Origin of the sequence: uncultured Limnohabitans sp., from assembly GCF_937889215.1 — a bacterium.
In the GTDB taxonomy this organism is placed as follows: domain Bacteria; phylum Pseudomonadota; class Gammaproteobacteria; order Burkholderiales; family Burkholderiaceae_C; genus Limnohabitans_A.
This window is the reverse complement of record NZ_CALBEX010000031.1, coordinates 1-2,000: the sequence shown is the minus strand read 5'-3', so window position 1 is coordinate 2,000 and position 2,000 is coordinate 1. Positions and strand designations below refer to the sequence as shown.

Below are 2,000 nucleotides of genomic sequence, written 5' to 3'. Positions count from 1 at the left end.
AGCCCATGGCCCGATTGGCAGGCGCGCGACGGTTTGGGCGCGGGCCGCGTCGCTGAGCTGATGGCCTGGAGCGAAGCCGAGTTTTTGCGCCGCACCGAAGGCAGCGCCATCCGCCGCATCGGCCACGCCCGCTGGCTGCGCAACCTGGCGCTGGCAGCGGGCAACGCGCTGGCCTCGCCGGCCTTGCCTGAGATTGAACGCGAGGTTTTGCTGCAGGGTTTGGCTGTGCACGCAGCGCATTCGGACCCGGTGGTGCAAGAGCAAGTGGCTTGGTCGCAAGCCCAAAATTCGGCCCGCCTGGCGTCCAGCAGTCGGACCTGAAGGCGCCGACCTGCAAAAACACGCTTTGCTGTCGGTGCAAGGTTTCTTGCTCCCCGTAGGTCGCGGCCTTCAGGTCCGACAGCCATGCCACCGAGAAGCGACGTTTTTAGGGTTGCGGTGCACCACCGCCCTTGTCGGACCTGAAGGCGCCGACCTACAAAAACACGCTTTGCTGTCGGTGCAAGGTTTCTTGCTCCCCGTAGGTCGCGGCCTTCAGGTCCGACAGCCATGCCATCGCGAAGCGACGTTTCTAGGGGTTGCGGTGCATCATTGCCGTTGTCGGGCTTGAAGGCGCCGACCTACAAAAATGCGTTTTGCTGTCGGTGCAAGGTTTCTTGCTCCCCGTAGCTCGCGGCCTTCAGGTCCGACAGCCATGCCACCGAGAAGCGACATTTCTAGGGTTGCAGTGCACCACCGCCCTTGTCGGGCCTGAAGGCACCGACCTGCAACACAAAGCCTTGGCGGGTGGCCTGCATTTTGTTCAACCGCGCAGCACGCCGAGTGCAAACGGCAAACTCAACATGCCGGCCAAGGTGGACAAAGTGACCAGGCCCGCCACATAGGGGCCGTTGTAGCCCATGCGGGCGGCCAGCACGTAGCAGGTGGAGGCCGTAGGGAGCGCCGAAAATGCCAAAAAGATGGTGGTCTGCGCCGGGGTCAGGCCAAACAGCACCGACAGGCCCAAGGCGATCAGGGGCAGCAGCAAGTGTTTGACCAGCAGAACACTCAGGCCCAGCAGCTTGTTCTGGCGCAAGCTGCCCAGTTGCATGCCTGCGCCGGCCGCCATCAGGCCTAGCGCCAACGAAGCCCCACCGATCCGGCTGACGCTGGGCTCCAGCACATCGGGCATGCGAAAGCCCAGCAAGTTGGCTGCCAGACCCGAGGCCGTGGCGAGGATGAGGGGATTGCGCACCAGTTCGCGCAAAAAGCCCGTCTTCGCATGCCGTGCCATGGGCCAAACCGCGCCAATGTTGAACATGGGCACGCAAAATCCGATCAGCACCGAGATCATCAGCAAACCTTCGGGGCCTGCCAGTCGCTCAGCCAGCGCCAGACCGATGAAGGAGTTGAAACGAAAGCCCACTTGCGCTGCTGCTGCGTGGTCGCGCCGGTCCAGGTAGCGGCCCAGCACGGGCAAGTAGGGCAAGCTATAGGACAAGGCAATCGCGCACACGGCCAGGCTCAAGCCCGCGCCGATCAGGCTGGAGGCGGCCTGCAGATCAAGTGGACTTTTCACGATGGAGTGAAACAGCAGCACCGGAAACAAGAAAAAATACACCAAGCTTTCCACCGGCTGCCAAACCTGTCGGTTCAACGCCGTGTAGCGGCACAGCAGATAGCCGCACAAAATCAGGGAAAAATCGGGGAAGAGGAGTTGGGCAAAGTTCACCCGTCTAGGATAACCCCCGCCCGCATCTGGCTGATGGCGGCCTGTCACCTCGGCTTCATCGGGCTTTTGGGTTCGGTTTTGTGGGTTTCCCCTCTGTCAGGTGGGTTTGTTTTTTGCTTATGATGTTTTTTTATTCAAGGAGTTTTCGAATGAAGCGTCGCGATTTGGTTTCCGTAGCCGGTTTGGCTGTGACAGTTTTGGCCAGTGGTTCGGTGTGGGCGCAGGCCTATCCCAGCAAGACCATCAAGTTGCAAGTGCCGTTTGCACCCGGTGGCACGACCGACATCGT

General features: G+C 61.2%; 1 protein-coding gene and 2 pseudogenes. 2 read left to right on the top strand and 1 reads right to left on the bottom strand.

All coding sequences use genetic code 11. The annotated features are described in order from the left end of the window. Positions 1–321 (top strand): annotated as a pseudogene (locus tag Q0341_RS00730) (tRNA epoxyqueuosine(34) reductase QueG); the annotation flags it as partial. Between the two features lie 481 nt (positions 322–802). Here Q0341_RS00730 and Q0341_RS00725 read toward each other — a convergent pair. Continuing rightward, positions 803–1,711 (bottom strand): AEC family transporter, encoded by a 909-nt coding sequence (locus tag Q0341_RS00725; protein WP_299509877.1) that lies wholly within the window; start codon positions 1,709–1,711, stop codon positions 803–805. A gap of 149 nt (positions 1,712–1,860) precedes the next feature. On the opposite strand from Q0341_RS00725, the pseudogene Q0341_RS15220 reads away from it, so the two are divergent. Next, positions 1,861–2,000 (top strand): annotated as a pseudogene (locus Q0341_RS15220) (ABC transporter substrate-binding protein); the annotation flags it as partial.